The sequence below is a fragment of the Shewanella sp. 10N.286.52.E4 genome, assembly GCF_041468785.1.
GTDB lineage: Bacteria > Pseudomonadota > Gammaproteobacteria > Enterobacterales > Shewanellaceae > Shewanella > Shewanella electrodiphila.
On the sequence record NZ_JBFRJJ010000023.1, the window covers coordinates 43312 to 69154 of the forward strand.

Sequence of the window (25843 nt, forward strand, 5' to 3'; positions counted from 1 at the left end):
CAGAAGTTAAATAGCTGAACTTGCTAGTAATAACGTTCGCTAATTACAAATAAGTTAATAACAGTTTGATAAAAATAAAAATTTAATTTGGGGATAGTCATAAATGAAAACCGTATTACACAAGACTACACATAAAAAGTCAGTCATCGCTCATGCAGTCAATGCTGCGGTCATAGGTGCTTCAATCTTTGCGTTAACCGCATGCTCTGATACCAGTACTACCGACACAGGTACTAGCAAGGCTAAAGAAATAACAACGACAACAAACAGCATTGCACCTGGTGCACCTGGTATCGATCCTACTTGGGCATTCTCAGGTAAGACGGGTATTGGTACTTCTTATGAACCTTATGTCGATGGCCAATATCAAAGCAGTGCAGAAAACCCTGTCAGTAAAGTATGGTTCTCGTTAGCACAAGGTATTTTAACTGAAACCATGTATGGCATGATCCATAATGCGCAGCTTAAAGAAATGCAATTCATCGTAACGGGTGAAGGTTTTGTTGATACAGAAAAAGAAGACACAATCAGTACCATTGAATATCTTCATCAAGATGAGCAAGGACGTCCACTTTCGTTAGCTTACAAAGTGACTAACAAAGCTAAAAATGGCCAATATCAAATAGAAAAGCACTTTTTTACTGATCCAAACCGCGACAGTATGATGATGAAAGTTATTTTTACTGCCTATGCAGATGGCATTACCCCCCACCTTTACGCTAACCCTCATATTGATAACAGCGGCGCAAATGACATTGCAGTCATTGAAGAACAAGCATTAGTTGCATTCACCGATAAGGCTGAATCATCAGTGATGACGATTAAATCTGATGTTGCTTTCACCCAAGCGAGTGCTGGTTTTGTCGGCACATCTGATGGTTTAAGTGATTTAAAAGACAATGGAAAGTTAGATAGTCTGTATAGCAGTACTAGCGCCGATAAAGCTTCAGCGGGTAACGTTGCCCTTACAGCGCAATATCCAACCCTCAATAAAGCTCAAGGCAGTAATACCCTTGAGATGAATGTAGCCATCGGTTTTGGCGCTGATAAGCAAAGCAGTTTAGCCAATACAGATGCAACATTAGCGACGGGTTATGACAAAGTCTTAAGCGCCTATTTGGGCGACGACAAACACACAGGTTGGAAAGATTATTTAGCCTCACTACCTGCAATTAATGCAATGAGCGCAAACACAACAGATGATGGACAACTTCTCTATACCAGCGCACTTGTACTAAAAGCCCAGGAAGATAAAACCCATGCAGGAGCTTTAATCGCTTCGCTATCAACCCCTTGGGGCGACTCAGTTTCGGCAAAAGTTGGTAGTACTGGTTATAAAGCTGTATGGCCGCGTGATTTCTATCAATGCGCAATGGCATTTCTTGCGATGGGCGATACTGAAACACCAAAAGTAGCCTTTGAATACTTGAAAAAGGTTCAGGTCAGTCAACAAACACCTGAATACGTCGGTACCCCTGGTTGGTTCTTACAAAAAACCCATGTGGATGGCGAGATTGAATGGGTCGGAGTACAACTAGACCAAACCGCCATGCCAATCATGTTGGGTTGGAAATTATGGCAAGCTGGCGTGTTAACCGATACCGAAATTACTCAGTGGTATCAAGAAATGTTAAAACCTGCGGCAGAGTTTTTAGTCACAGGCGGCAAAGTGAAACTCGACTGGAATAACACCGAAATTATCCCGCCAAGTACTCAACAAGAACGCTGGGAAGAACAAGCTGGATTCTCACCTTCAACCACAGCGGCAGTCATTGCCGGGCTCGTTGCTGCGAGTGATTTAGGCAAACTTGCTAAAGATGGCGAAGCCGAAGAATACTTAGCTATTGCTAAGAAACTTGAAGCCAGTCTTGAAAGCACCATGGTCACTAATAACGGTGAATTAACGAAAGACAATAAGCCTTATTATGTGCGTATTAGTCCAAATGGTAATCCGAATAATGATGACAAGCTACTGGATAACAATGGTAAGCCAGGGTTAGATCAGCGTACTATTTTGGATGGTGGTTTCTTAGAGTTAGTCCGATATGGCGTTAAGAATGCTAACGACAGCGTCATTCAAAATAGTGTGATGCTAATTGATGACACTGAACTTGAGCATAACTTGCGAGTTAAGTATGAGTTTACCGCTAAAGATGGCAGCAAAATACCTGGTTATAGACGCTATGGTAATGATGGTTACGGTGAAGATATCACCACGGGTCTGAGTTATGCAGAGAAAGGCAATACCGAAGATCAACGTGGTCGTGTATGGCCTTTCTTTACTGGTGAACGCGGACATTATGAACTCGCATTAGCAAAATCTACCGACACCTTGACACCTGAAGTGCATCAGCAGTTGATCAATACATACGTTCAAGGTATGGAAACCTTTGCTAATGAAGGATTAATGCTACCAGAACAAGCTTGGGATGGTGTGGGTAACTCAACACGATACAACTATGAAATGGGCCAAGGCACTAACTCGGCGACACCACTTGCTTGGACGCATGCTGAGTACGTTAAACTCGTACGTTCTATGACTGATAAAGCAGTTTGGGACTTCTACCCTGTAGTTGCAGAAAAACTAAACCAGTAATCTTGAGTATTACTCTTGCTGTAATACGGTGTAACTAGTCTTGTTAAGACGTCAGTAAAGGCCACTTTAAGTGGCCTTTTTTATGCTTTTCAAATGACATTGTATTAAGCACTTACACAGTTGTTTTTAACGCTATTGATATCAATACTAAAAATATTAACTAAATAACCCTACAAAAATTAATACTTAATCTAGAATTAACCTTAAGTGAATAATTTGTCTAAGGATCGGACTTTGAACAGCCTGCTCAATAACGTTAGAAAAAATAAAGGTTCTATCAAGTTGGCCATCCTTTTCATTAGCTGTGTCACCCTTTCACTAATACTCCTGCTATCACCCACAAAAGTGGCAACTCAAACTGAAGAAAACCCCTTCAAAATTGGCGTTTCACAAACCCCACTCAGTGCGCCATTTATTATTGCTGAACACTTATCATTATTCGAAAAAGCAAACCTTGATGTTGAACTTATAGCGTGTTTTGGCGGCGTTGAGTGCAGTGAAGCGTTAATTAACGATCAGGTTGATTTTGCAACGGCTTCAGAATCTGTAGTGATGTTTAAAAGCTATCAAACCCATGACATCGCCTTACTAACCAGTTTTGTGCAGTCTTCAAACGATTTAAAGTTATTAACTCTTAATGAAAATTTAACGATTAAAGAAAGCTCATCAATCAGTGCAGAGAGCAATAGCAATAGCAATAGCAATAGCAATAGCAACAATAACCTTAGAAAAGTCGGCATCGTCAAAGGCAGTGCCAGTGAATATTATTTCGATACTTTATTGGTTGCTCAAGGAGGTAATAAGCGCGATATCGAAAAAGTCTACCTTTCACCAAAAGCGTTGGTCGATGCTTTAATCACCCGTCAAGTCGATGCTATTTCAATATGGGAGCCATACGGATATCAAGTAAAAATGCTGACCAATAATACGATAACCAATCTAGGCATTCAGGGGATTTATCAGCTCAGTTTTAACCTAATATCCAAAAAATCGTATTTTAGCCCATCGTCATCAACGAAAACAGCTCAAACTGCTGTCATCATTGATGTACTGGAACAAGCAATTCAATGGATTAATCAACACCCTGAGACTGCTATGGTGATAGTGGCCAAACACTTAGATGTTCCGCTAAATCAGATAAAATGGTCATGGAATGATTATATTTTTAGGTTGTCTATTGGCAACTCACTTTTGTCGAGTTTACAAACCCAATCCCACTGGGCTAAGCAACAGGGCTTAGTCAAAGGTAAAGAGCCAGAATTTCGTGATGTCATTTACAAACAGTCATTTGAACAAGCAAAAAGTTCCAAGGAAGTATCATGGTAAAGTCCATTAATGGAAAACTGATTATTCTGCTCTGCATTAGTTTTATTTTTACCTTGTTGCTCAGTTTTTCATTTTTAAAAATCCACTCAGCTCAACATAAAACCACTGAGACGCTGCGTTATTTTTCAGATTTACAGGAGAATATAGATGCCTTACGTAGCCAGTTGTGGTTGTTTTCGCAACGGCAAGATCAAGCCAGTTTACAACAAGTCGTTTTATCTCATGAATCTTTATCTCAGTTGTTAATAACACAAAACATCTACACACAGAGTGTGTTTAACCTTCAAAAGTTAACTGACGATATGGGATCTTTACTAACACAAGAGCAAGCCCTTTCATCACAATCTAGCACGTCAGAAAATAGCCATGTCACTCAAGCTCAGCAATTATTACGCTACCGATATAATATATTGATTGAGAACATGTCAGAAGAAGTCGCTTATTTAAATCAAACAACTTTAGACAGTAATCAAATCGCAATTACATCTGTCATGTTGTACTCCTCCCTTGGGTTGATCTTAGCTGCAATTATAGTGTTGGCGATGAACTTCTCGATATACCAACGCTTTAAAATTGGTTTCAATAGAATGAAATTAGGGATTCATGCACTCTCAAAAGGAGAAATAAATCATAAAATAGATGCTAAAAACTTAGATGAAGAGTTTCGCTTGCTCGCTTCATTTTTTAATCAGATGACCAAAAAGCTTGAAACCACTATGGTTTCAAAACAAGAATTAGAACAAGAAGTGAACAGACAAACCAGTGAACTGGAAAAGCAAAAACAACAACTGTTAGTGTTATCTGAAAAAGATCATTTAACGGGCTTAATGAATCGCAGAGCACTAGAAAGAGCCTTAGATAACGTGATTAATGATGCCCATATATCAGGTAGTAAAGTGGCTTTATTTTTTCTCGATATCGATAACTTTAAAATTATTAACGATTCAATAGGTCACGATGCGGGTGATACGGTATTACAGCAAGTGGCTCAGCGTTTACAAGAATGTACCCGTAAAGCTGATATTGTTGGCCGCCTTGGCGGCGATGAGTTTTTAGTCTGTTTAGGGACTATTGAAGATTTTGACCAAATCGGTCACAAAGCGCAATCAATTCTTGACTCAGTAAGCCAACCGATTGAGTTTAAAGGTAATAAATTGTCAATTACGACAAGTATGGGAGTCAGTTATTTTCCTTTTCAAGCCAGATCAAGAGACAGTTTAATTAAGCGAGCAGACCAATACATGTACAAAGCAAAGCAGTTCAAAGGAAGCTGTTGTTATGACGGCCAAGAAGTTCTTGCTCAATCCAATATAAAGGCTCACGGCTGAGCCTGTAAACTCAAGCCAAGCTTTTTATTAACTTCTGAGTTTTGTTATTACAGTCATCGTCATGACTGCAATTGCCCCTGCTATTACGCCAAATATCGCATTTAACAGACTCGGCGTGAGCGCTGCTAGTAATCCACCTAAATAAGCTATGTCACTCACCATGAGGGCAATATTGGTAATCTGAGCACTTATGGCATGAATGCCATGAGTGAGAATACCGCCCCCCACCATAAACATGGCAATCGTGCCCACAATCGTTAACCCTTTCATTAAATAAGGCGCTGAAGTTAGCAAACCAAAACCTATTTTATGCCAAACGGCAACCAGCGGCCCTTCACCTTTTTGTTGAGTTAGATAAAGTCCCAAGTCATCAATTTTGACGATACCCGCCACCAAACCATATACCCCAACAGTCATAATGATCGCAATCACGCTTAAGGTAAGAAACTGGCTTAACAAACTGCTTTGTGCGACTACACCTAAACTAATCGCAATAATCTCAGCAGATAAAACAAAATCCGTTCTGATTGCGCCTTTGACCTTTTTCTTCTCAAACGCCTTAATGTCTTGCTCAGACTTCTGGATAATTTCTTTTTCTGATATTTCGGACTTTTTATCTTTTCGGTGAATATAGGAGTGATGAATTTTCTCGAATCCTTCAAAACATAAAAAAAGCCCGCCAAACATCAACAAAGGCGTAATCGCCCACGGCATAAATGCACTAATTAATAAGGCTGCAGGTACAAGGATTAACTTATTCATGAATGAGCCTTTCGCTACAGCCCAAACAACCGGTAATTCACGTTCTGATGCAACACCTGATACTTGCTGAGCATTGAGGGCTAAATCATCACCTAACACCCCTGCAGTCTTTCTTGCAGCAATTTTACTCATAGCAGCAACATCATCTAATATTGCAGCGATATCATCCAACAACATTAGTAAACTTGCACCAGCCATATGCTTTCCTTGTTAACGGTTAATTATTATCATTTTGCTTCATTGCTTTGTACGCGTGTTAAAAGGCGTACTGCCATACTAAGCCTAAGGTATCAAAATCATTGCCGATGCGGGTTATTACACCTGTGCTCGCATACAATTTCATACTGTGATGACGATTAAATGCTAATGAATATGTTAATCCAAATCGTGAATTTTTTTGGTCATCATCAGCATCAATACCATTTTTACTGGTTTCACCACCGATGAAGTAATTGCCACTTAACGACAGCCATTGTCCACGTGCAATACTGTAAATAATATGCCCCTGAAAAGTATATTGGGCTTGCTTGCTTAGCTGCACTTGATTATAAAATTCATCATTATCACTGTATAAACGAATCGATGTCATTGCACTGTAATACCAATCACCAATGCGATAGGACATTCCTATGCCTGGTCTAAAGACCCATTGGTTGGCTCCAGCATTGATTAACTTAGTTTCGTCATAAGTACCAATGGGAAGGTTAACCTGTAAACTGCTACCGATGACTAAGCCTTGCTGATACTTTGCAAAATCTTTTGCTTCAACCGCTGGAGCACCGTAAAAGTTCCATGTTAACCTCACTTTAGGATCGCCATAGCCACAACGATCAGCTGTCACAATTTCATTTTGATAATCAGCAGACCCTTTCATGCAGATACGCGATAATGACATATCAAATTTTGAAGAATTGCCTGCTAAGCCAAATGAATGGGCATAACCTAACACTGCTGCATCCAATGTTAGATGAGCATCTTTTAAAGGAACAGATGGAGATGGAGACAATGCGCCTTCAGAGTGCAGATAGCCTGCTGCCATAAAATGCATGTCGATCGGGATATTGGTATAACTGCGAGGCTCTAAATCTTGCGATTTAACTTGAAAGGCAATGAGGCTTAATAGGATAAACGCTATCAATAATTTAGTTTTGTATACGAGACGGTTTAAACCAAGATATATCGATAAATGAAGGTGTAAAGTGTTAACTCTATTTGGGCGTATAGTATCTTGATTCAAAGCATTATCCATAATGACTAAGGTTAACTCTCATTACAAAGTAGTCATGAAGTTAAGGTTATTTAACTGGATAAACCATCACTTCATATCGATGCAAACAAAGCCGTCACTTTTAAAGGTAATCGGCTTTATATATTGGCATGACCATGTAAATCCAATTAATAGATATCAATTTATTACAACAAAAATCTAATTGTCTGCCTCTGGGTTACTGCCGCAAGAATGTCTTACAACCATATTGGTAGGTATCAGCTGTGGCCCCACTTCTTTTCCGCGTATGAGCTTTAATAAACTTTCAACTAAAATTTCACCAGCAAGTTTAGTATTTTGCTTAACCGTGGTGAGAGATGGATTAGCAAAGCTTGCGACTGGGATGTCATCATAACCTACGACAGCAATATCTTCTGGCACTCTAACACCGCGTTTTTTAAGTGCACGAATTGCTCCAATAGCAATCAAGTCACTGGCAGCGAAGATAGAGTCAAACTCATGGCCACTATCCAATAATTTCATTGCAGCATCAAAGCCTGAACTTTCGGTACTGATAGCATCAAACTGACATTTTTTATTCAGTTTAATACCCACTTTTTTCAACACCTCTGCATGACCTAAATAGCGGTCTCGAAATTCAGGGCTGTGTTCAGATGCATCGCCTAAAAAAGCAATTTTATTCAATCCAAGCGATATAATATGTTCAGTGGCTATCACGCCGCCTTGATGGTTGTCACAACCAATGGAGAGCACTTCTTTATTGTTATGCTCAGCGCCCCAAATGATGAAATGGGTATTTTGCTCTAATAATTTTTGTAACTTATGTTCATAATCTACATAGTCACCGTAGCCCAGTAATATGATGCCATCGGCCTTATTACTATCCTCATAGTCAGCATGCCAATCACTGGATAGTTGCTGAAAAGAAACCAATAAGTCATAACCCTGCTGAGCGGTTGCTCTGGTTATCGAGCCAAGCATAGACAGGAAAAATGGGTTAATTAATGATTCATCATTAGTGGGGTCTTCACAGATCAACAACGCCAAAGTGTGGCTATTTTGAGTCCGTAAATTACTGGCGTTTTTATCGACTTTATAATTGAGTTCTTTGGCAATGGCTTGAATTCGTTGCCTGGTTTCGAGGTTAACTAAGGGACTATTTCTCAATGCGCGAGAAACCGTCGATTGCGAAACACCGGCTCGGTAAGCGATGTCGATGGAAGTAGCTTTAGATGTCATATTAGCATCAGGCCTTTTTATAGTTATTTTAGGTACTCACACCTTGTTTATACCTAAAATAACGACAGTTTTCACCGTTTTAATTTATAAACCTAACTCATTCAATAAATCATCAGCATCGTCTGCCACTATGACTGGCGCATCTTTTTTAGTCGCCGTTTTAGATTGATTGTTACTGCCATGTGCTTCAATCAATGAATCAGGATCAAATTCTTCATCTAATTCAAACTCTTTCAGCATAATGAACTCTGTTTTATCCATGGCAAACTCTAGATAAAATATATGATTATCAGCTGTTTTAAATGACACTCTTCTTGATACTGCTTCATCTAAATTAGTATCAATCGATATCGTTAACTCTTTATTGATAGTTAACATTTTTGGCTGACTTTGGCTGATTGATGTTTGTAATTCTTTTGAAATTGTTTTGATGAAATCACCCAGTATTTGATTCATCAACTCACCCATCACGTTTCCAACATCATCAGATGTGTGTGAAAAAGCGAGCTCAGATTCAGGCATTCCCATGTTAATCATGTATCTGCGATAAATCTCTATGGCGGCTTCTTTTGAAAAATTGATAACCACTAAGCCAGAAAAACCACCGTCAAATATCGAAAAGCAACCTAAGTCCGGCTTTAAACAAGTACGAGTAATATTCTGCACCATACCAGCATGGGTCACTTGGCTGTCACTGGTGCTTGAAAGAACGTGGGAAACGGAATGACATAACTTGAGTAGGATGTCATCTGTTGTAACAATTTGGACTGAATTCATAACAATATATTACCTAGTTTTACTTTTCCTTCATTCTGAGGCTTATCGAATAATAAATCAAAGCCAAAACAACTCATTAGCAAAAATAAAAAACACACATAACATACCCCGCATTAACAGTTTGATAGTTAAGCTTTTCTAAAGTTGGTCATAGTGCTTGAAAACACTCACTATATGTATAATTTTGTAAATTTATATCAGCTGATCACACTTCTACTAATAAGATGTTCTTTCTAGAACTAAAACTGTCTATATTTGCAAAATACATTGCTGAAAAATTTTAAAGAGTACCTATGATCGCCTTCCTCAGACAATTAACTATCTTGAAACGTCTCATCATAATGTTAGCTCTCGCGGCAATAGGAACCGTATGTTTTGCCAGTTTTTCTATTAATGAACAGTACAACAACCTCATCAATCAAAAGAAGGTTCAAATTGAAGCGCAAGTGTCCACCGCGACTTCCCTTCTCAATGCATTAACCCGCCAAAGTAATCAACAAACTGATGCAGAAGAAATAAAACAACAAGCCTTATCAGTAATAGCAGATTTACGTTATGGCACGAATGAATCTTACATTGTTGTTGACCAAAATAACGTCATTATCAGTTTCCCTGAAAATACCATGTTAGAAGGACGTTCATCTGACAGTTATATTGCTGCTGACGGAACGAAGCCTTTGATAGAGCTTGTCAGTAATGCTAGAAGAATGACCAAAGGCCAATCTGAATACCAAGGCAATTTATCATCAACGAATAGTGTAGAAACGATTTTAGCGGGTTCGGAATACTACCCTGAATGGGGTTGGACTATTATTGCGCATGGCAGTTCCAGTGATGTCATAGACAGCATGGGCAGTGTAGTGATTAATTATCTGATCATCATGATGCTGATTTCTATTCCTATCTTTGGCTTTTTTGTACTACTGAATATTTCTATCACATCGCCGATTAACGCTGCTATTGCAGCAATGGAAGACATCGCAAAAGGCGAAGGCGATTTGTCAAAGCGTTTAGATAATAGCGGTAAAGATGAAGTAGCTAAAATGGCTGATGCATTCAATGATTTCGTCATAAAAATTGCGTCTGTAGTCTCAGAATTAAAACCACTGGGAAAAGAACTTGATACCGATGCGCAGCAGCTTTTAGTCGCCGTTGAAGAGTCAAATCAAAGCGCAGAATTAATCCACAGTGAAACCCAAAGTGTTGCCACAGCAGTAAACCAAATGCTTGCAACAACCCATGATATGGCGCAAAACACTTATCAAGCAGCTGATGGCGCCAACAATGTGAAACAGCAAGCTCAGCAGTCACATGCCTTTATGCAAGAAACCGTACACGAAACGGATTTATTAGTCACTGAGCTAAAAAATGCAGAAAATGTCACCCATGACTTAGGCAAATCATCAGTTGAAATCAGTTCAATCTTAGACACCATTGGCGGAATTGCTGATCAAACCAACTTACTGGCGTTGAACGCAGCAATTGAAGCGGCACGTGCTGGAGAATATGGCCGCGGGTTCGCAGTTGTTGCTGATGAAGTTAGGGCCCTTGCCACTCGCACACAGGCTTCAACCAATGAGATCAATAAAATCATTACTAATATTCACGATGGCGTCGAACTCGTGATTAAGAGCAACACTGAAACCCAAGAACAATCCATTCAGTTACAAACTAAAGCGATTCGGTCACAAGAAGCGATGACTGAAATTTTAGCCGTCATTGCTAATATCAGTGACATGAATACCCAACTGGCAAGTGCAACAGAAGAACAGTCTCAAGTTACCGAAGAAATAAACCGCAATATCAACACTATTTCTGAATTAACTGAAATTGCAGTCAGAACTAACGAAACGAACTCTGAAGCAGCGCAATCACTACAAACCATTAGCCAGAGCGTTACTGAAAATTTAAGCCAATTCAAAACTAACTAATCTTACCTCTCTAATTTTGTTCAGCTTTTATGCGTGAGTGATTTTGCTCACGCATACTTCTTCGCTAGATGAATCATATTTAACTTCCAAAGCTCAGTAATAACATAAACTCACTGTTAGCAATCCATGGTTTACGGTATTATTCTGACTATTATTTATGAACGAGTTAGCTTAGATGTACGAAAAAACCGTTACCATTATTGCACCCCACGGAATCCACACCCGCCCAGCAGCTTTATTAGTCAAAGCCGCAAAAAACTTTGACTGCGACGTCATTGTCGAATGTAATGGTAAACAAGCAAGTGCCAAAAGTTTGTTTAAATTACAAACATTAGGGTTATATCAAGGTCAATCTGTTAAGGTATTTGCTGACGGAGAACAGGCTGAAAAAGCAGTAGAAACTGTCTCTGAATTACTTATCACACTTAGCTAACAGGAAGGCTTATGGCAGTAACAGGTATTGTTGTTTCCCCCGGAATTGCATTCGGTCAAGCAGTTCATATTAACCTGCATAACCAAACGGTAGATTACCGTTTACTTCCTGTTGCCGACATTGCTAAAGAGTGTGAAAAAGCCACGAAAGCCATTCGCTTTCTAACCAGTCATTTGAGCCATTGCCAAACACAGATAGAACCCGATAGTGAGCATTTTCATTTAATTGATGCTGATATCATGCTGCTCGAAGATGATGATTTAGCTGAGCAGCTCAAAAATTATATTACCCGTTTTAGATTTTCTGCGGTCGTTTCAGTTGAACGAATTTTTGCACAGCATGCAGAAGAGTTAGCCCAACTCGACGATCCTTACATGGCTAATCGAAGCAATGACGTGCTTTGTTTAGGCAAGCGACTAATGTCAGCCGTTAACGGCACCTTGCAATGGGATGTATCAAAGCTTACCGACAACAGTATTTTACTGGCTGAAGACATTACACCTGCTGAATTTGCTACCATTCCGTTAAATAAAATTAAAGGTATCGTGCTTCAAACGGGTGGATTAACCAGTCACACTGCCATTTTAGCCAAAGCGGCAGGCATACCTGCTTTACTCAGTTGCCAGTTCAATACTCATGATATTCTAGATGGTAGCCCGTTAATTCTCGATGCGATTAGTGGTGAGCTGCATATCAATCCAGCGCCTGATACTCAGCAGCTTCTACAGCAGAAATCAGAGCAGGAATCAAAACGACGTGACGCATTATTGCAATACGTCGATAAACCCAGTGTTACCCGTGATGGACACCCTGTTTGTTTACTTGCCAATGTCAGTAGCATGAATGACATTACCCAAATTGAGCACAGCGGCGCTGCGGGTATTGGACTGTTCAGAACTGAGTTTCTATTGATGCAAGTTGATTCTGTTCCCAATGAAAAACAACAATATCAACAATATTGTGATGCATTACATAGCCTCAATGGAAAAGTCCTCACTATTCGTACGTTTGATATCGGCGCAGATAAAGAAATTCCTTGCTTGAGTCAGCAATATGAAGATAACCCAGCATTGGGCGTTCGTGGGATCCGCTACAGCCTTCAACATCAAACGTTATTTACCACACAAATTAAAGCTGTACTGCGCGCCGCAAACCATGGTCGAATCCGTTTATTATTTCCAATGGTGAACCAAATAGAAGAGCTAGAACAAGCTTTTGAACTCATTGATTGGTGTAAGCAACAACTTGTAGAAGAAGAAAAAGGCTTTGGAGAGCTCAATGTTGGTATCATGGTTGAAACACCAGCAGCGGTACTTAACTTACCTCACCTTTTACCTAAGTTAGACTTTATTAGTATTGGTAGTAATGACTTAACTCAATATACCTTAGCCGCTGACAGGGGAAATCCTGAACTTGTAAAAGATTACCCTCCTGTCTCTCCTGCAATGATCCGCTTGATAAAGATGGCCGTTGATACCTGTAAAATTCATCAAATCAAAGTGTGTTTGTGTGGGGAATTAGCCAGTGATACGAAACTAATTAGCTTATTGGTCGGTCTAGGAATTGATGAGCTAAGTGTTAACACCGCAAGCTTGTTAGACGTTAAGGCCACTATCTGTAATGGCCAATATCAGCAATTTTACCGACAAGCACAGCAAGCTTTAGGCTTTAGCCACATAGAACAATTAAACCAGTTATTCAGTTAATTTGACTTTATTTAGTATTTTTCAATATTTATTGTTTATAAAAAAATCAGACAACACTAGAATAAAACCATAAAAACATTATAAAAAGAGGCTATATCTCATGGGATTTTTAAGCCGTATACGCCGACTTATTTCAGGACAACCCGCTTTAACTGGCGGTATCGAAATTTATGCTCCTGTTTCTGGCGACCTAGTAGAAATTGAACAAGTCCCCGACGTTGTTTTCGCAGAAAAGATTGTCGGTGATGGATTAGCTATCAACCCAACAGGCAAGCTGATTTTAGCGCCAATTGATGGCACCATAGGAAAAATATTTGAAACCAATCATGCATTCAGTATTGAGTCTCATCAAGGGCTAGAGCTGTTTGTTCATTTTGGTGTGGGTACGGTTGAACTTCGTGGTAACGGTTTTAAACGTTTGGCCGAAGAAGGACAGCAAGTCAAAGTGGGCGATCCAATTTTGCAATTTGACTTAGACTACTTAACCGATCAAGTTGAGAGTTTGTTGACCCCTGTAGTACTGGCCAATATGGAAGATGTGCAATACCTAGTAAAAGCACAAGGACAAGTCACTGCAGGTAAAGATGTCATCTTTACTGTAGAGCTTTAACTAACAAAGAGTTAAGTAACCAATATAAGTTATTAATATAAGTAACCAATATAAGTAAAAAGCTTTATAAAATAAGCGTAAAAAATTTAGCAAAACCTTACAATTTTCAATGGGATTTAAGTCAACTGTAAACAAGTAATGATTAAAACAGAGTTGGTTAAATCACAATAACAAGATCCAAGGAAATAAGACCACAATGAGTAATAGCGTTATTTATGGTATTAAAAACTGCGATACCGTTCGAAAAGCACGTAAATGGTTAGAAGCTGATAAGCAAGCTTTCACATTTCATGATTTTCGTGAACAAGGGATCAACGCTGACATCATTAATCAATGGTTTGAACTTGCAGACTGGGAATTGCTATTTAACAAACGCAGCACCAGTTTTAGAAATTTAACCGATGATCAAAAAGCTGATATTACCAAAGAAAAAGCACTGCAATTAATGGTGGAGTTTCCAACATTAATCAAACGTCCTGTGCTTGTTCAAGACAATCAAATTCTTATTGGCTTTAAAGCTGCCGATTACCAAGCGTGGTTTAAGTAATGACACAAGAAGTATTAGCGCTCACAAAAGATTTACTCTCTCGTCCATCTGTCACTCCACTTGATGAGGGCTGTCAAAAACTGATGGCTGACAGACTGACAACCGCAGGGTTTAACATTGAATCTATGGTGTTTGATGACACCACTAATATGTGGGCAAGACGCGGCACTGAAAGCCCAGTATTTTGTTTTGCTGGCCACACCGATGTTGTGCCAACGGGCGATTTAAGCAAGTGGCATACTCCGCCATTTGAACCTACCGTCATAGATGATTATATTCATGGTCGCGGTGCAGCTGATATGAAAGGTTCTTTAGCGGCGATGGTCGTTGCCACTGAACGCTTTGTAGCTAAGCATCCAGACCATAAAGGCTCAATTGCATTTCTTATCACCAGTGATGAAGAAGGACCATTTATTAATGGTACAACGCGAGTCATTGACACACTCGAGGCCCGTAATGAAAAAATCACTTGGTCATTAGTCGGTGAGCCTTCATCAACTCATAAACTGGGTGATGTGGTTAAAAATGGCCGACGTGGTAGTTTAACAGGGAATTTAACGGTTAAAGGGATCCAAGGCCATGTTGCCTATCCACACTTAGCTGATAACCCTATCCACAAAGCCTCTCCTGCTTTAGCAGAGCTTGCTCAAATGCATTGGGATAATGGTAACGAGTTTTTTCCACCAACCAGCTTTCAAATCGCTAACATCAATGGCGGTACTGGCGCATCAAATGTAATCCCTGGTGATTTGCAGGTGATGTTTAACTTCAGATATTCAACTGAAGTGACTGCAGATGAGCTAATAAAACGCGTCCTTAATATTCTTGATGCCCATGGTTTAGATTATGATATTGATTGGGTGTTTAATGGCTTGCCGTTTCTAACTGGAGATGGGCCTTTATTAGAGGCGACTAAAGCCGCTATTTTAGATGTCACCGGATATGAAACTGACCCGCAAACTTCAGGTGGCACATCTGATGGACGTTTTATCGCGCCAACCGGTGCACAAGTGATTGAGCTTGGCCCAGTCAATGCCACTATTCATAAAATAAATGAATGTGTGAAAATCTCTGATTTAGAAATTCTAGCCTTATGCTATGAATCTATATTGGAAAAGCTACTTTGCGAGTAACTCGTCAAATAGAGCAATTATCTAAGGCTCAACTGACTGAAATAGCTCATCCAGCCCTTTATGGGTTGGATGAGACACACCTTGTTCAATTTGAACAGTTTTTACTGACCTCAGCGACTGCTACTGCGTTTAAAAAAATGCAGCAACAAGCGCAAAGTGACGGTATTAATATTCAAATTTGTTCTGCTTATCGTAACTTTGAACGTCAAATGGCTATTTGGGATGGTAAGGCACAAGGAAAGCGGCCGTTACTTGATATCAATAATAGCCCTGTAGACTCTGCCAATTTAACCGATGAGCAATTAGTGGATGCAATATTATGTTGGTCTGCTCTTCCAGGTGCATCACGGCATCATTGGGGAACTGATATCGATGTATTTGATGCCAATAACATCAGTAAAGCAGAGCTAAAATTAGTCACTGCAGAGTACATAGACAATGGCCCATGCGCCTTATTAGCCCAGTGGTTAGTCGATAACGCTGCCCGCTTCGGTTTCTACTTACCTTATCAGCCTGACCAAAGTGGTGTTAGCCCTGAGGCTTGGCATATCAGTTACTATCCTGAGTCTTCGTTGTTTTTATCACAATATCGAGCCGAATCATTAAGACTTCTCTTGTCACAGGCTGAAATCACTTTACAATCAGCCCTACTTAAACAACTCGACAAATTAGTCGAGCATTATGTTTTTTATGTCGCAAGCGTGCCCAAATCAAGTAACAAGTAACAAGTAACAAGTACTCAAATAACCTTCTAGAGAAACCTAATCTGTAATAGATAGTAGACTCGTATTCAAAGTAATAACGGTTATTTATCATAAGCACTTTGACTCAATCAGTTTTACGATTTTTTAATTTTAATGTTTTAGAGACCTCCATGACTCAACCAAAATCAAACAGCTTTAGCATCAACAATCAACGTCTTCATTTCACTGATGTAGGACAAGGACCTGTTCTATTTTTTGTACATGGTTTTTTAGCTGACAACACGATGTGGCAACCACAGATCGCTCAACTTTCTGAAAACTATCGCTGTATTAGTGTTGATTTGTGGAGCCATGGACAGTCAGATTCAATGCCAACGGGTACAACATCTCTTATTACGATCGCTGAACATTGTTTATCATTACTTGATTATTTAAATGTGCATCAATGTTGTGTGATTGGTAATGGAACGGGTAGCGCGATTGCTGCTGAAATGGTACTTGCAAAGCCTGCTCAGATATCAAAACTAGTCATGGCGAATAGTTTTATTGGCTTTGAACCGCAAGTGAATTGCGCAAAATACCAAGCATGGGTCGATCAAATCAGTGAACAGAAGCAATGTCATGAGCAACTAGCAAACACCATTGCTGATATGTTCTTTGTTAATTCACAAACATCAACGGCTAAATCAGCTTTCATTAGCAAGTTAATTCATTTGTCGCCCACACAAATAGAGCAACTCGCCTTATTCAGTCCGCTGGCTTTTTATAAGCGTGACACCCTTGAATTAGTAGAGCAATTCTCACTGCCTTGTTTGATTATGATTGGAGAGCAAAACCAATTACGCACAATGCTAGAGGCTTATTTAATGCAAGACTGCATTACAGGAAGCCGCTTGCTTCAAATTGCTAATAGCGGTCACTTTTCAAATATTGAACAAGCAGAAAAAGTGAATCAAACCTTGGAATCATTTCTCCGTTAAGGGTGAAATGATTTCAATTTTATAAATTAAATGGATAGACCAGCATAATCAAATTTGCTGATATACTCTTGAAAATGATGAACATCAGCTAAATAACTGTTCAGAATACACTCTACATCTTTCACTTTTATTTGGGTCTATAACAATAAATGAAATTACTTAAGCCTCTTTTTGATAACAATCGCCGCTGGGCTGAGCGTATAAACGAAGAAGACCCTGATTTCTTCAAGCAACTGGCAGAACAACAGAATCCTGAATATTTGTGGATTGGTTGCTCTGACAGCCGCGTACCATCTAATCAGATAATTGATTTAATGCCAGGTGAAGTGTTTGTTCATCGCAATATTGCCAATATGGTTATCCATACTGATTTAAATTGTTTGTCGGTCATCCAATATGCTGTTGAAGTATTAAAAGTAAAACACATTATGGTAGTTGGCCACTATGGTTGCGGTGGTGTCAAAGCGTCGATGACGAAAGAGCGATTCGGTCTTATTGATAACTGGCTTGGCCATTTAAAAGATATTTACCGCATCCACCGTTCAGATTTAGAGCAACTTGATGAACAACAGCGGTTTGATCGCTTATGTGAGCTGAATGTCATGGAGCAAGTGGCTAATGTTACTAGCACCTCTATCGTGCAAGATGCATGGGACAGAGGCCAAGAGGTTGCAATTCACGGTTGGATTTACGGTATCAACAACGGCTTATTAACCGATCTAGACGTAACAGTCTTCAGCGAACATGCAAATAATAATGCCAATAATACAGAAGAATAATGCTTATTAACTAAAATTAATAAGCCGTTCATGCTGAAATAAGCAAATAACAAAGCCCACCTTATATGTGGGTTTTGTTGTTTTTATCTCATATATAGAAACAGTTATAGCGCTTTGTTTAGTCTGCTTTACATAAAAATTAGCGATTAATGAATATAAAGCACTGTAACGACCATACAATCACAGCGAAAGGTCATATAGTTAATGCAATTAACGCCCTAACCCAGTTATAATCTTCGGGTTTATTTAGCGCGACCTCGCGCACTGCATTTTTTAGGAGATAATTTCCATGCCAGGTTTTGAATTATTTGGTCCAGAGGAAAAGCAAGAAGTCGCTGATGTGATGGAAAATGGTTTTACCTTTCGTTATAACTTCGATCACATGCGTAATGATCGTTGGAAGACTCGTGAGATGGAAGCCCTTCTTTGCGAAAAGATGAATGCTAAGCATGCACATCTTGTTTCTAGTGGCACCGCTGCATTACAAACAGCTATGGCTGCAGCTGGTATCGGCGCTGGTGATGAAGTTATCGTTCCTCCGTTTACCTTTGTTGCGTCTGTAGAAGCCGTATTTATGGCCGGCGCTGTGCCAATTTTTGCTGAGATTGATGAAACACTTTGTTTATCTCCAGAAGGTATTGAAGCTGCAATTACTCCACGCACGAAAGCAATTAATCTTGTTCACATGTGTGGTTCTATGGCTAAAATGGATGAAATTTTAGCGGTATGTAAAAAGCACAACTTAGTGATCTTAGAAGATGCTTGCCAAGCAATTGGTGGCAGCTATAAAGGTCAAGCACTAGGTACTATTGGTGACGTTGGTTGTTACTCATTTGATTCTGTTAAAACCATCACTTGTGGTGAAGGCGGCGCGATCATGACTAACAACGAAACCATTTATAACCACGCGCATATGTTCTCAGATCACGGCCATGACCATGTAGGTAATGACCGCGGCGCTGAAGGCCACCCTATTATGGGGCTAAACTTCCGTATTTCTGAAATGAACTCAGCAATGGGTCTTGCTCAATTACGTAAGCTAGACAAAATCATTGATATTCAGCGTACCAATAAAAAGCTGATCAAAGATGCTATGGCAGATATCCCAGAAGTAACTTTCCGTGAAATCCCTGATCCAGAGGGTGATTCAGCTGGTTTCTTAACGTTCTTAATGCCGACTGAAGAACGCACAGTAGAAATAAACAAAAAATTAGCTGAAAACGGCGTAGATGGTTGTTTTTACTGGTATGTTAACAACTGGCATTACCTGAATAACTGGAAGCATATCCAAGAGCTTAAGTCTCCTGCTGCATTGCCGATCACATTAATTCAAGATCGTCCAGATTACACTAAGGTTGAAACACCTAAGTCTGATGCCATTATGAGCCGCACTATTTCAATGTTAATCAAACTGTCTTGGACAGAAGAAGAAATAGCGCAGCGTATTGAAAACATCAAACGTGCTTTTGCTTAATTAACCCGATTATTTCTATCGCGCCATTTATCACATTGACGCGATAGTACTTTTTACAGTACTAATCTCAACGGAGAAGTTGTAATGAGTTTCAAAAATTTCAAATGTGTACCAAAAATGATTTTTGGTCGCGGATCATTTGCACAATTAGATGACGTACTAGCTGAAGAACGCCAAGTTGAAAATGACTTCGTCGTATTTCTAGTTGATGACGTACACCAAGATAAGCCTTTAGCTGGTCGTGTACCTGCTAAAGCCCATGATTTATTAATCTACGTCAATGTTGATGATGAACCTACAACGAAGCAAGTTGATGCCCTAACTGAACAAGTTCAAGCATTTAATACTAAACTTCCTGTAAGTGTAATCGGTCTTGGTGGTGGTTCTACCCTTGATTTAGCTAAAGCGGTATCGCTAATGCTGACTAATGAAGGTGGCAGTTCTGAATACCAAGGTTGGGATCTGATTAAGAACCCTGCTGTACACCATATTGGTATCCCTACAGTTTCAGGTACAGGTGCTGAAGCGTCTCGCACCGCTGTACTTTGTGGTCCTGTTCGTAAGCTTGGTTTGAATTCAGATTACACTGTATTTGACCAAATTATCATGGATTCAGAGCTCATTGCTGGCGTACCGACTGATCAGTGGTTCTACACAGGTATGGATTGTTACATCCACTGTGTTGAGTCATTAGAAGGTACATACCTAAACGAATTTGCTAAAGCATTTGCTGAAAAGTCTATGGATTTATGTCGTGAAGTCTTCGTTGATAATCACGAAGAAAAAGATGACAAGCTAATGATGGCATCATACATGGGCGGCATGAGTATCGCTTACAGCCAAGTAGGTGCCTGTCACGCTGTATCATATGGTTTAGGTTACGTGTTGGGTTACCATCACGGTATCGGCAACTGTTTGGCATTTGACGTACTTGAAGAGTTTTACCCTGAAGGCGTTAAAGAATTCCGTAAAATGATGGAAGTTCATAACATCACGTTGCCAAAAAACATCTGTAAAGATTTACCAGATGAAACTATTGCTAAGATGGTTGCTGTGACCAAGAGCATGGGCCCATTATGGGATAATGTTTACGGCGCAGGCTGGGAAGAAAAAGTTACCGATGAAATGCTAACTAAGTTATTCCGTCGCATATAATTTAGCCCTAAAAGCTATCTTTAAGGGCTCTTTAGAGCCCTTTTGTTTATCGTTTTAAGATAAGTAGGTTTATTGATGAAAGTTACTCTTTTAATCCCTGCTAGATATGGTTCTAGCCGCTTTCCTGGCAAACCCCTAGCACCTATTAATGGTAAGCCAATGATCCAACACGTTTTCGAACGTGCTTCATTAGCTAAAGGATTAGATAATATTTATGTTGCTACAGATGATGAGCGAATTAAAGAAGCGGTAGAGTCATTTGGTGGTCAAGTTGTCATGACGAGCCCTGACGCGGCCTCTGGTACCGATCGAATAAACGATGCGATTAGCCAACTTGGTTTAGCAGATGATGATTTGGTGATAAACCTTCAAGGTGATCAGCCACTTATTGACCCTATTTCAATTGAACAAATTATCAGTCTTTTTGAGCGTCACCCAGGTGAGTTTGAAATGGCAACTTTAGGCTTTGAAATCATTGATAAGCAAGAACGTGACGATCCTCTGCACGTTAAGATGGTTTTCGATAATGAGTTTAATGCATTGTATTTTTCACGCTCGTGTATTCCATTCGGTCGTGATACGGATGACTTCCCAGTTTATAAGCACCTTGGCGTTTATGCTTATACTCGTCGTTTCGTCAATGCTTTTGCTAAGTTACCTTTGGGTCGTTTAGAAGATTTAGAAAAGTTAGAACAGCTGCGTGCACTAGAATACGGTCATAAAATTAAAGTTGCTATCAGTGCTTTTGATTCACCAGAAGTTGATACACCTGAAGATATTCGAAAATGTGAGCAACGTTTAGCTGTTGATTAAACTTGTTGGTAATTTATTGAGGTAGACATGGATTTATCAGGTATAGAAGTATGGATTATTATTATCTTAGTTGTTGGCATCATTGCCAGTAATTTAGCGGTATTAAAATATAGCGCTAAATTTAAAATGCCTCAATTTGGCGATCCTAAAAAACCTGACGATAAAAATAACGCTACCAGCGATAAACATACCACAGAGAAAACATCAGATAACAGTGATTTAAAAGACAAGTAAATCATAATATTGGCAATAAAAAAGAGACTCAATTGAGTCTCTTTTTTTTAGTTTTATCTCGTATGGGTTTTTGCAGTAAATCAAACCTCTACATTTATTTAATAAGATTATTCAATATTATTATTTAGATTCTGCAGACTCATCTGACTTAGCTACAAAGGGGGAGTGACTATCAGGCCAAGCGTTAATCACAGCTTTGACTAATGACGCCAGTGGGATTGCAAAAAAGACTCCCCATACGCCCCACAGGCCACCAAATACCAGTACTGCGGCAATGATTAACACTGGATGTAAATCTACAGCATCAGAAAATAGAATTGGCACCAACACGTTGCCGTCTAATGCCTGAATGACACCATAACCAATCATCACATAGCCAAACTCAGGGCTGACTCCCCATTGCACAAAGGCCACCAGCGCAATAGGTAAAGTCGCTAATGTTGCACCTACATAAGGAATAAGTACTGAAAGCCCTGTTAGCACGCCAAGTAGCGCAGAGTACCTTAATCCCATTAACGCAAAAAAGATGTAGCTGACTGTACCTACAATGACAATTTCAATGACTTTTCCACGAATATAATTGAAGATTTGCTGGTCCATTTCAAACCAAACTTTTCTTGCTAAGTCGCGGTTGTTAGGAAAGAAACGTTTACTGCTCTTAATCAATTGCTCTTTATCCTTTAAGAAAAAAAACACCAATAAAGGCACTAAAATCACGTAAACCATTAACACGAGTAATGATGCAGAAAAGCCTAATAATTGCTTACCGATATCTAAAAGATGCTGAGTGTCGACCAGTTTTTTAAGTTCAACAACCATGGCATCAATTTGTTCGATACTAATGTATTGCGGATAGTTTTCACTAAAAGATACTAGCGATTGCATACCTGTATCAATCATTTGCGGTAAATCTGTCGCTAAAGCAATTCCCTGTCGCCAAAGGCTGGGAACGAGTCCAAAAGCAACTAACACCATCAGACCAATAAACAAGACTAATATTAACGATGCACCTAAAGTTCGGTTAATACCAAAACGCGCGATTTGCGCTACAGGCCATTCTAGTAAAAACGCTAAAACTAACGCCACTAATAAAGGCGCTAACAAACCGCCAGCAAAATACAGTAATAATCCAATCCCAAGTAAAATAAACAATAATGTAATCGCGTGGGGATCACTGAATCTGGCTTTATACCAATCGCTTAAAAATGAGAGCATTGTGTTACCTAAAAAGAAATCACAGTTGTGGTTGTTATTATCGGATTCTACCTCAGTAGATAGATATAATTATACTTATATATTGTTAAGCTTTGTGATGGCCAATGACATTGAATTGTCATTATCCTCAGTTATTTGAACTTGATAACCAAATTTTTTTAAAAATAGCGGAACATCTCGACGTGAACCGGAGTCAGAGATACTAATTGCCAACGTTTCACCTGGTTGCATCTTTTTTAATGCTAATTTAGTTTGCACCAAGGGATAGGGACATTGATGAGCAGTTAAATCAATAAATTTCATTATGAACTTGCTTTACACATTCTATGGCTATTATCCTAGCAAGGACAATAAACCACAAGCGATACCGTTATAGTGTTGCTTTAACTTTGCTCGCCACCCTATTGAAATAATTATAATAAAGGTTTCATTTGCGCAAATTATCGTTTTCTCAGTTTTCTAAAGGCGTCGTAACCACAGCGGTTAGTTTATTACTCACGGCTGGTGTTGCTAAAAGCTTCGCGAATAATGACCTTCCAGACCTCGGTACGGCTGCTGTTAACACTTTTAGTCTTGAAAAAGAAATGGTGTACGGCGATGCTTACATGCGGGTCATTCGTTCATCTGCGCCGGTTATAAGCGACCCTGTATTGAATCAATACTTATCTGAATTAGGTAACAAATTGGTAGCTCATGCCACAGGGGTTAAAACCCCCTTCTATTTCTTTCTATTAAGAAATGATGAAATTAACGCATTTGCCTTCTTCGGTGGCCATGTCGGCGTTCATACAGGGTTATTTCTGCACGCTGATACTGAAAGTGAACTCGCATCAGTGCTTGCCCACGAAATTACTCACGTTACTCAACGACATTTAGCGCGCTCACTAGAAGCACAAGATAAGAGTTCAACAGCAACTATCGTTGGTATGCTAGGTGCTATTTTGTTGACCATTGCCGCGCCACAAGCCGGTATGGCTGCGCTTGCAACGACTCAAGCTTTGTCAACCCAAGCGAGAATCAACTTCACCCGTTTGCATGAACGTGAAGCAGATAGAATTGGTATGCAAATCCTAGCTGATGCAGGGTTTGATCCAAATGGTGCATCTGACTTTTTCCAAAAATTAGCCATTCGATACCGTTTTACTACTACACCGCCACAAATGCTACTGACTCACCCATTACCTGAGTCGCGTATTACTGATGCAAGAAACCGCGCCACACAATATCCTAATCGTTATATACCTGATCAACTTAATTACCAGTTAGCTAAAGCCCGTATTCAAATTAGATTTTCAAGTTATAGCGATCAGGCTGCGATTTCTTTGTTTGACAAACAACTAAACAAAAAAAGCTATACCTTTAAAAGTGCTGCATTGTACGGCAAAGCTTTAGCTTTATTCAGAACCAAGAAGTTTGAAGAATCTGAAAAGATTATTGATGAGTTATTAGCAGGCGACCCAAATAATCTGTTTTTTATCGATACTAAAACAGATTTACTGGCGCAAAAAGACGATTACGATGCAGCTATCGAGCTGTTAAAACATCATCATCGATTAAAACCAACGTCATTAGTGATTGCGGCTAACTTAGCCAATATCTATGTTGAAGCAGACCAGCCGCGCAATGCCATTCCGTTATTAGAAGATTTAATTTTCTTAGATAAACAGAACGTATTACCTTATCAAATTATGACTCAAGCTTACCGTAAACTGGGTAATAAGGCGCTTGAGCATTACAGTAATGCAGAAGCTATGGCACTTGCAGCAAATTATGATGGTGCAATTGATCAACTCAATTATGCTTACCGCCACTCTGAAGGCCAAACGTTACAAATTGCCCGAATTGAAGCGCGTATACGTCAATTTAGACAAGCTAAGCGCTCTTTAGACGCATTAAAATAACAGCTCAGCTTATTCAATCTCAAATTAGCCACATCCCCCTGATGTGGCTAACCATCTGATTCAAAGTTTGATAAACTGTCGCCAAAATAAAGACAAGAAGTGATCCTATGACAAACGTAACGCTTTACCATAACCCTCGCTGCTCAAAAAGCCGTCAAACACTGGCATTACTCGAAGAAAACCATGCCAAGGTTACCATTGTTGAATACTTGAAGACGGTGCCTACTGCTGAAGACATTAACCAGATTTTAAGCTTATTAGCTATCTCGCCACGAGAGCTAATGCGCACTAAAGAAACAGAATACAAAGAACAGAACTTAGCAGACGAGTCATTAACAGATGCTCAGTTAGTCCAAGCGATGATTACTACGCCAAAGCTAATTGAAAGACCCATTGCGCTAGCTAACAACAAAGCGGCTATCGGTCGTCCTCCAGAAAACGTCTTAGCGATTTTATGAGCCCTAAAATGACAACACACACTTTGTTTCAGTTATGCCGAGTAGGTTATGTTGCATTACTCATGTTGCTTTCTGGATGGTTTATCCAACAAGGCTTTACCGGCGAATACTCAATGGCATTTAGTCTACTGTGGATCGTCCCATTATTATTACCTATCAAAGGCATATTAACGGGTAATCCTTACACCTATGCTTGGGCCAGTTTTATTCTGTGTTTATATTTATTACATGGCTTAACCTTAGTGTATATCACTGAAGACGCCCTTTATTTTGCATTAATAGAATCAGTGTTAATCAGTGCCTTGTTAATAGGATTTCCATATTACGCACGTATGCGCGGTAGAGAACTGGGCTTAGGTTTAAAAAAGAAATCTAAAACAGATTAGTCTCATTAATACAGCACTAAAAAGCGCCTGATGGCGCTTTTTTCATTTTATCTGGTGTAAAATCATTACCACATTGCTGTTAACGGGTCGTTAATTCATTCTTTTTGTACAAGTATTCACATGTTATA

The 25843-nt window shown here is 39.5% G+C and carries 25 protein-coding genes; 19 read left to right on the plus strand and 6 right to left on the minus strand.

Annotation, left to right across the window (positions count from 1 at the left end; translation table 11 throughout):
• Positions 1-103 precede the first annotated feature (103 nt).
• The 3 genes from AB4153_RS13650 (at position 104) to AB4153_RS13660 (ending at position 5250) form a co-directional block, all read left to right on the plus strand.
• Positions 104-2596, plus strand: a complete 2493-nt coding sequence (locus AB4153_RS13650) for a glucan 1,4-alpha-glucosidase (protein ID WP_371997822.1) — start codon at positions 104-106, stop codon at positions 2594-2596.
• Between the two features lie 234 nt (positions 2597-2830).
• A complete protein-coding gene (locus AB4153_RS13655; protein WP_371997823.1) occupies positions 2831-3922 on the plus strand; it encodes an ABC transporter substrate-binding protein in 1092 nt (363 codons plus the stop codon).
• On the plus strand, positions 3916-5250 hold the full coding sequence (locus AB4153_RS13660) for a diguanylate cyclase domain-containing protein (protein ID WP_371997825.1): 1335 nt from the start codon (positions 3916-3918) through the stop codon (positions 5248-5250). Before AB4153_RS13655 ends, AB4153_RS13660 begins: the two co-directional genes overlap by 7 nt.
• A 27-nt stretch (positions 5251-5277) precedes the next feature.
• On the opposite strand, the gene AB4153_RS13665 is transcribed toward AB4153_RS13660, so the two are convergent.
• The 4 genes from AB4153_RS13665 to AB4153_RS13680 all read right to left on the minus strand — a co-directional run bounded on the left by AB4153_RS13665 (position 5278) and on the right by AB4153_RS13680 (position 9256).
• A complete protein-coding gene (locus tag AB4153_RS13665) occupies positions 5278-6210 on the minus strand; it encodes a DUF808 domain-containing protein (protein ID WP_371997826.1) in 933 nt (310 codons plus the stop codon).
• 58 nt (positions 6211-6268) lie between these two features.
• A complete protein-coding gene (locus tag AB4153_RS13670; RefSeq protein WP_371997827.1) occupies positions 6269-7249 on the minus strand; it encodes a transporter in 981 nt (326 codons plus the stop codon).
• Positions 7250-7438: 189 nt separating this feature from the next.
• Positions 7439-8479 carry a LacI family DNA-binding transcriptional regulator gene (locus AB4153_RS13675; protein ID WP_102526213.1) on the minus strand — a complete coding sequence of 347 codons (1041 nt, stop codon included), beginning with the start codon at positions 8477-8479 and terminating at the stop codon, positions 7439-7441.
• 84 nt (positions 8480-8563) lie between these two features.
• Entirely contained in the window at positions 8564-9256 is a 693-nt protein-coding gene (locus AB4153_RS13680; RefSeq protein ID WP_102526214.1) for a DUF3334 family protein, read from the minus strand.
• 293 nt (positions 9257-9549) lie between these two features.
• On the opposite strand from AB4153_RS13680, the gene AB4153_RS13685 reads away from it, so the two are divergent.
• From AB4153_RS13685 to AB4153_RS13745, 13 genes are all read left to right on the plus strand, one after another.
• Positions 9550-11187, plus strand: a complete 1638-nt coding sequence (locus AB4153_RS13685) for a methyl-accepting chemotaxis protein (RefSeq protein ID WP_371997829.1) — start codon at positions 9550-9552, stop codon at positions 11185-11187.
• A gap of 175 nt (positions 11188-11362) precedes the next feature.
• Entirely contained in the window at positions 11363-11620 is a 258-nt protein-coding gene (locus AB4153_RS13690) for an HPr family phosphocarrier protein (RefSeq protein ID WP_102526216.1), read from the plus strand.
• 11 nt (positions 11621-11631) lie between these two features.
• On the plus strand, positions 11632-13326 hold the full coding sequence (ptsP, locus tag AB4153_RS13695; protein WP_229369563.1) for a phosphoenolpyruvate--protein phosphotransferase: 1695 nt from the start codon (positions 11632-11634) through the stop codon (positions 13324-13326).
• A gap of 100 nt (positions 13327-13426) precedes the next feature.
• Positions 13427-13936: a PTS glucose transporter subunit IIA gene (gene crr, locus AB4153_RS13700; RefSeq protein WP_102526218.1), complete on the plus strand. Its 510-nt coding sequence runs from the start codon at positions 13427-13429 to the stop codon at positions 13934-13936.
• A 196-nt stretch (positions 13937-14132) separates the two neighbouring features.
• Positions 14133-14483 (plus strand): arsenate reductase, encoded by a 351-nt coding sequence (locus tag AB4153_RS13705; protein ID WP_371997832.1) that lies wholly within the window; start codon positions 14133-14135, stop codon positions 14481-14483.
• Positions 14483-15616 (plus strand): succinyl-diaminopimelate desuccinylase, encoded by a 1134-nt coding sequence (gene dapE, locus AB4153_RS13710; protein WP_371997833.1) that lies wholly within the window; start codon positions 14483-14485, stop codon positions 15614-15616. Before AB4153_RS13705 ends, dapE begins: the two co-directional genes overlap by 1 nt.
• Positions 15607-16341 carry a M15 family metallopeptidase gene (locus AB4153_RS13715; protein ID WP_371997835.1) on the plus strand — a complete coding sequence of 245 codons (735 nt, stop codon included), beginning with the start codon at positions 15607-15609 and terminating at the stop codon, positions 16339-16341. Before dapE ends, AB4153_RS13715 begins: the two co-directional genes overlap by 10 nt.
• Before the next feature lie 149 nt (positions 16342-16490).
• On the plus strand, positions 16491-17300 hold the full coding sequence (locus AB4153_RS13720; protein WP_371997836.1) for an alpha/beta fold hydrolase: 810 nt from the start codon (positions 16491-16493) through the stop codon (positions 17298-17300).
• A 149-nt stretch (positions 17301-17449) separates the two neighbouring features.
• Positions 17450-18079 carry a carbonate dehydratase gene (can, locus tag AB4153_RS13725; RefSeq protein WP_229369572.1) on the plus strand — a complete coding sequence of 210 codons (630 nt, stop codon included), beginning with the start codon at positions 17450-17452 and terminating at the stop codon, positions 18077-18079.
• A gap of 289 nt (positions 18080-18368) precedes the next feature.
• Positions 18369-19553 carry an 8-amino-3,8-dideoxy-alpha-D-manno-octulosonate transaminase KdnA gene (gene kdnA, locus AB4153_RS13730; RefSeq protein WP_102526223.1) on the plus strand — a complete coding sequence of 395 codons (1185 nt, stop codon included), beginning with the start codon at positions 18369-18371 and terminating at the stop codon, positions 19551-19553.
• Between the two features lie 84 nt (positions 19554-19637).
• Positions 19638-20708 carry a 3-deoxy-alpha-D-manno-octulosonate 8-oxidase KdnB gene (gene kdnB, locus AB4153_RS13735; RefSeq protein WP_371997837.1) on the plus strand — a complete coding sequence of 357 codons (1071 nt, stop codon included), beginning with the start codon at positions 19638-19640 and terminating at the stop codon, positions 20706-20708.
• 75 nt (positions 20709-20783) lie between these two features.
• Positions 20784-21521: an 8-amino-3,8-dideoxy-manno-octulosonate cytidylyltransferase KdsB gene (gene kdsB, locus AB4153_RS13740; RefSeq protein WP_102526225.1), complete on the plus strand. Its 738-nt coding sequence runs from the start codon at positions 20784-20786 to the stop codon at positions 21519-21521.
• Positions 21522-21548: 27 nt separating this feature from the next.
• The gene (locus AB4153_RS13745; RefSeq protein WP_371997838.1) at positions 21549-21755 is read left to right on the plus strand and encodes a DUF2897 family protein; all 207 of its coding nucleotides are present in this window, start codon (positions 21549-21551) and stop codon (positions 21753-21755) included.
• Between the two features lie 120 nt (positions 21756-21875).
• Here AB4153_RS13745 and AB4153_RS13750 read toward each other — a convergent pair whose 3' ends face one another.
• Together AB4153_RS13750 and AB4153_RS13755 are read right to left on the minus strand one after the other, a co-directional pair.
• Positions 21876-22970, minus strand: coding sequence for an AI-2E family transporter (locus tag AB4153_RS13750; protein WP_229369583.1), 1095 nt, complete (start codon positions 22968-22970; stop codon positions 21876-21878).
• 75 nt (positions 22971-23045) lie between these two features.
• Positions 23046-23273 (minus strand): sulfurtransferase TusA family protein, encoded by a 228-nt coding sequence (locus tag AB4153_RS13755; RefSeq protein ID WP_102526229.1) that lies wholly within the window; start codon positions 23271-23273, stop codon positions 23046-23048.
• A 128-nt stretch (positions 23274-23401) separates the two neighbouring features.
• Between AB4153_RS13755 and AB4153_RS13760 the strand changes: the two genes are divergently transcribed.
• From AB4153_RS13760 to AB4153_RS13770, 3 genes are all read left to right on the plus strand, one after another.
• Entirely contained in the window at positions 23402-24871 is a 1470-nt protein-coding gene (locus AB4153_RS13760; protein ID WP_371997839.1) for a M48 family metalloprotease, read from the plus strand.
• Positions 24872-24978: 107 nt separating this feature from the next.
• Entirely contained in the window at positions 24979-25329 is a 351-nt protein-coding gene (arsC, locus tag AB4153_RS13765; protein WP_102526231.1) for an arsenate reductase (glutaredoxin), read from the plus strand.
• Positions 25330-25337: 8 nt separating this feature from the next.
• Entirely contained in the window at positions 25338-25715 is a 378-nt protein-coding gene (locus AB4153_RS13770) for a DUF2069 domain-containing protein (protein ID WP_102526274.1), read from the plus strand.
• The last annotated feature ends 128 nt before the right edge of the window (positions 25716-25843 follow it).